Genomic DNA, 4747 nt, shown 5'->3' with positions numbered 1-4747 from the left:
GCTTCATAGTCCGCAGGCGGGGCAGCCAGCAGCCGGGTGCAGGCCTTGCGCAGCACGGGATACCGCTTTTCGTAGATGACGGCATAGTCCACCTGGTCGGGGGTGCCGCCCCAATCCATGTCCTTGTACTCCTCCGGTTCCAGCAGGCCGTCCCTGGCCAGCAGATCCAGATCAATGAAATAAGGGTTGCCTGCAAAGGTCGAAAAAGACTGGTAGGGGCTGTCCCCGTAACTGGTGGGGCATACGGGCAAAATCTGCCAGTACCGCTGTCCGGCCAGGGCGAGAAAATCCACAAATTTCCGGGCTTCACGCCCCATGGTGCCGATGCCGGTGGCCGACGGCAGACTGGACAAATGCAAAAGAATACCGCTGGAACGAGTCACGCTGATTCCGCCTTTCCTGAATTCTGGTTTCCATCATACACACAAAAAAGGGAAAAAACAAGCGCGGGTCCCCCCGTGCAGGAAAGCTTCGGCAAAGCGCACCAAAACGCAGCCGAAACTTTGTGCAAAAACGGGGGAGACCCGCGCTATTTTCCTCTTGACTTTTACAGGGTCTGTCCGCTGACCAGACCGTTCCACAGGCGGTAGTAGATGCCTTTTTTGGCCAGCAGCTGGTCGTGGGTGCCCTCTTCCTCAATGCCGTCCCTGCCCAGAACAAGGATGCGGTCGGCGTTCTTGATGGTGGTCAGGCGGTGGGCAATGGTCAGGGTGGTGCGGCCCTTGGCCAGGGCGTCCAGACTCTGGCCCACCAGGATCTCGCTCTCGTTGTCCAGGGCGCTGGTGGCCTCGTCCAGCAGCAGGATGGGCGGGTTCTTCAGGAAAACCCGGGCAATGGAAATGCGCTGTTTCTGGCCGCCGCTGAGCTTGACGCCCCGCTCGCCCACATAGGTGTCGTAGCCGTCCTTCAGCTCCCGCACAAATCCGTCGGCGCCGGCCAGCTTGGCAGCCTGTTCGATCTCCTCCCGGGTGGCGTTCGGTTTGCCGTAGGCGATGTTCTCGGCCACCGTGCCGCTGAACAGGTACACGTCCTGCTGCACCACCCCGATGGCATCCCGCAGACTGTGCAGGGTGACCTGGCGCACATCCTGCCCGTCGATGAGGATGCGGCCGCCGGTCACATCGTAAAAACGGGGGATCAGATTGCACAGGGTGGTTTTGCCGCCGCCGGAGGGGCCCACCAGGGCCAGGTTCTCCCCGGGTTTGATCTGCAGGTTCACATGGCGCAGCACCTTGTTGTGATCGTCGGGATACTCAAAGCTCACATCCTGGAACTCGATGCCGCCCTTGTCCACCTGCAGGGGCTTGGCGTCGGGGGCATCCTCGATCTCCACCGGGGTGTCCATGATCTCAAAGAAGCGCTCGATGCCGGTCATGCCCCGCTGGAACTGTTCCGCAAATTCCACAATGCGGCGGATGGTGGCGATCAGGGTGGACACATACAGCACATAGGCCACCAGGTCGCCGGCACTGATCTTGTCGTACACCAGGAACAGGCCGCCTGCCACAATGACCACCAGATACATCAGGCCGTCAAACAGGCGGGTGGAGGTGTTGAAAGCGGCCATGGCGTGGTAGGTCTTTTTCTTGATGGTCTGGAAGGTCTGGTTGCCCACCTCGAACTTGTCTTTTTCCTGTTCTTCGGCGGCAAAGGCCTTGACAACCCGCTGTCCCAGCAGACTGTCCTCAATGGAGGCGTTCAGCTCACCGATCTGGAACCGCTGCTTGCGGAAGGCCGCCCGCAGCCGCAGGTTCAGCCGCACGCTGACCACCATCATCAGGGGCACGCAGAGAAAGACCACCAGGGTCAGGGGCACGCTGGCCCCGCACAGGATCACGAAGGAGGCCACGATCTTGATGGCGGCAATGAAGAATTCCTCGGGGCAGTGATGGGCAAATTCGGTCACATCAAACAGGTCGTTGGTGATGCGGCCCATGATCTGGCCCACTTTGGTGTTGTTGTAGTAGGTGTGGCTCAGCCTCTGCAGATGGGCAAAGGCGTCCCGGCGCATGTCGGTCTCGATGTACACGCCCATGATGTGCCCGGTGCCGGACATGTAATAGCTGGCGGCACCGTCAATGATGCGCAGGACCAGGTACAGCAAGGCCAGTTTGCCCACCGTGGCCACGGTAAGCACCACCGAAGGATCGGTGGCGGCATTGGTCAGATACCGCATGATAGCGGGCAGTACAATATCGCACAGAGTCGTCAGGGCGGCGCAGAACAAATCAAAGAGCAGGATGCCCTTGTACCGCATCAGATACGGCAGAAACCGGGAGATCCGGGCCGAATTTTTGGTGTTGGAGTCCATAAAAAATGATTCCTTCCTTTTTTGACAGAAAAGCCTTCCCCCTGTCGGCCAGGGGGAAGGTCGAACATTGTATCTTTGGAAAAAGTCGTTATTCCGTGGGAGCTTCCGAGCCTGCGGCAGGCACTTCCGCCGGGGCGGGGTCCGGCTGCACCTCTTCGGGAACGGGGGATTCCGGCGCAGGCTGTTCGGGTTCCGGGGCAGGTTCTCCGCCGTCGGTGCCGCCTTCTCCCGTGCCGGTATTTCCGTCGGGCTCGTCGCCGCCATCGCCGCCATCGCCGCCGTCGCCGCCGTCGCCGCCATCGCCGCCGTCTCCGCCCTCAACAGGCGGCGTCTCCACCGGTGGCGTGGTCTCTTCGGTAGAACCGCTGCCAGGGTCGGTGGTCTCGCCGCCGGTGTTGCCATCCGGAGGCGTGGTCTCGACGGTGCCGGTGCTGCCGCCGGTATCCGTGCTGGGCGGTGTGGCAGGGGGCGGCGTCACTTCCAATGCAGCGATGGGTTCGGTGTACTGTTTGCCGCATACGGTGCAGGTGTAGGTGCGGACCCCTTCCACACCGGGCTGCGGTTCTTTGGTCACGGACCCGCCATCCCACTTGTGGCCGGTGGCATCCAGCTCCACCTCCCGCACTTCGCCGCAGATGCTGCAGGCTTCTTTTACATAGCCCTTCTCCTCGCAGGTGGGATTCTTGCGGCTGCCTTCCACTTCCACATAGTTGTGGTCATGGGCCGCGGGTTCAAAGTGGGCGGTCACCACCACACCGCCGGCATCCGCGTTGGAAGGCACGGTGAAGGTGAGGGAACTGCCCGACCCGGCGGACCCGATGGAAGCTGACCAGTAGGCAAACTTCCAGCCGTCTTGGGGCACAGCGGTCACGGTGGAGCAGGTGCCGCCCTTCTTGACCATCTGGCTGGTGGAACCGCTGATGGAACCGCCTTCCGAGGCCACAAATTCCACCGGCACCTTGGCACCCCGCACCGCGATGGGGTCGGAGGTGATCAGACCCAGCGGCACGCCGTCCGGCTCGGGGATGGTCCCCAGCGGCTGGGGACGCTGATCCGGTGTCTGGCTGGCGTGGGTGCGCACATAGTTGAAGTAGGCGGTCACGGCCACCTTGGAAAGATGCACGCCGTCCGAAAGGGTATAATCTTTCTTGGCCCAGCCGGTGGCATCATCCCGCAGCACTTCGGTGGAATTGAGGAAGCGGTATCCGTCCTCCTCGCACATGGTCACCAGGGCGGCGTTGTAGGCGTCCACCTGGACCATGTCCAGCCGGGTGTTTTCCCGCTGTTTGTCCAGCGGGGGAATGGCGCTCACGATGATCTCGGCGTAGGGCCAGGCCTTTTGAATGGCCTGTAACCCTTCCCGGTAGGTCTTGATGAAGCTGGTAGCGTCGGTGGAAGTCCCGCCCAGGTTGTTGGTGCCGAAGCAGATGATGATCCGCCGGGGTTTCAGCTTGGCCACCGCATCGGGGATGGTGTACATCTGGCTGTCACCCTTGAACTGTTCGCACTTCAGGGTGGTGATGGCGCCCACACCCATGCTTACCACGCCGATGTTGTTTTTCAGGGACGTGAAGGCGGTACCGGTCTCGTCGGCGTACATCATGTACCGTGCCGTGTTGGAATCGCCGATGAACAGGGTCTCCTCCACATAGGAACGCCCTGCGTCCTCGGTGGCGGGCAGCACAGTGCCGTCGGCCACGGCGGCAGGGTCGGGTGTCTGCAGGGGTTGAGACACAGGGGCGGCGGTCACGGCAGCGGTTTCGGCTGTTTCGGGGCTGGCCATGCCGGCGTCCTGTTTGGCACAGCCGACGGTCAGGCAGAGTGCCAGACTGACGGCCAGTGCTTTGCATACGGAACGTTTCATGCCGCTTCTCCTCTCCGGGTTGGCAGATTTTTATGGAATGGTTCCATTTTACACCTGCCACTGCGGCGCTGTAAACAGCAAAAACACGAAAACCGCACCAAAGCGGTATGTTTCCGGCAAAGATTTACAAATTTGCGGCTTTGCAGCTGTGAAAATAAAACAAAAGGCTGCCTGCGGCCTTGCCGCCGCAGGCAGCCTCACAGCCAGGATCAGACCCGCTGCTGCACAAAACGGATGAAATTGTCCCGCTCTTTTTCGGTCACCGCATTGATGACGTACATCTGGTTGCCCATGTCCAGAGCCAGAGCGTCGGGCAGGCGGTCGCACATCTTCATGCGGGCACCGTAGCGCGCCATGATCTGCTCGTGCGTGTGGACATACTGTACGCCGTCCCGGCGGCCGGCATACACGCAGTAGTAGTGGGGACCGTTCAGGTCCAGGCTGCGCACCTCGTCAAAGCAGACCATGTCGGCCCAGATCTGGTAGCAGTCCACGCTGTTGGCAAAGTTGATCATGTCCGGGGTGTAGCCGCCGGCGGGGCGCATGTTCACTTCCAGGGCCACATAGTCTCC

General features: G+C 61.3%; 4 protein-coding genes and 1 pseudogene. 1 reads left to right on the top strand and 4 read right to left on the bottom strand.

What is annotated here, in order from left to right:
• From Q0K17_RS10445 to Q0K17_RS10435, 3 genes are all read right to left on the bottom strand, one after another.
• Nucleotides 1-383: 4-alpha-glucanotransferase (locus Q0K17_RS10445; protein WP_294542842.1), on the bottom strand; the 383-nt coding region annotated here is incomplete at its 3' end.
• Between the two features lie 164 nt (nt 384-547).
• Nucleotides 548-2311: an ABC transporter ATP-binding protein gene (locus tag Q0K17_RS10440; protein ID WP_294542841.1), complete on the bottom strand. Its 1764-nt coding sequence runs from the start codon at nt 2309-2311 to the stop codon at nt 548-550.
• An 88-nt stretch (nt 2312-2399) separates the two neighbouring features.
• The gene (locus Q0K17_RS10435; protein ID WP_294542839.1) at nt 2400-4175 is read right to left on the bottom strand and encodes an SGNH/GDSL hydrolase family protein; all 1776 of its coding nucleotides are present in this window, start codon (nt 4173-4175) and stop codon (nt 2400-2402) included.
• Here Q0K17_RS10435 and Q0K17_RS10430 point away from each other — a divergent pair.
• Nucleotides 4156-4413 carry a hypothetical protein gene (locus Q0K17_RS10430; protein ID WP_294542838.1) on the top strand — a complete coding sequence of 86 codons (258 nt, stop codon included), beginning with the start codon at nt 4156-4158 and terminating at the stop codon, nt 4411-4413. The genes Q0K17_RS10435 and Q0K17_RS10430 overlap by 20 nt on opposite strands.
• Here Q0K17_RS10430 and Q0K17_RS10425 read toward each other — a convergent pair.
• Nucleotides 4385-4747 (bottom strand): annotated as a pseudogene (locus Q0K17_RS10425) (carbamoylphosphate synthase large subunit); the annotation flags it as partial. The gene Q0K17_RS10430 and the pseudogene Q0K17_RS10425 overlap by 29 nt on opposite strands.

It is taken from the genome of uncultured Gemmiger sp., from assembly GCA_944388105.1.
Taxonomy (GTDB): domain Bacteria; phylum Bacillota; class Clostridia; order Oscillospirales; family Ruminococcaceae; genus Gemmiger.
Note: the sequence above shows the minus strand (reverse complement) of the source record. Positions and strands in the feature narration are given on the sequence as shown.

Coding starts and splice junctions, on each gene's coding strand:
- Q0K17_RS10440 (WP_294542841.1), bottom strand. CDS start 2,311: ATGGACTCCAACACCAAAAATTCGGCCCGGATCTCCCGGTTTCTGCCG.
- Q0K17_RS10435 (WP_294542839.1), bottom strand. CDS start 4,175: ATGAAACGTTCCGTATGCAAAGCACTGGCCGTCAGTCTGGCACTCTGC.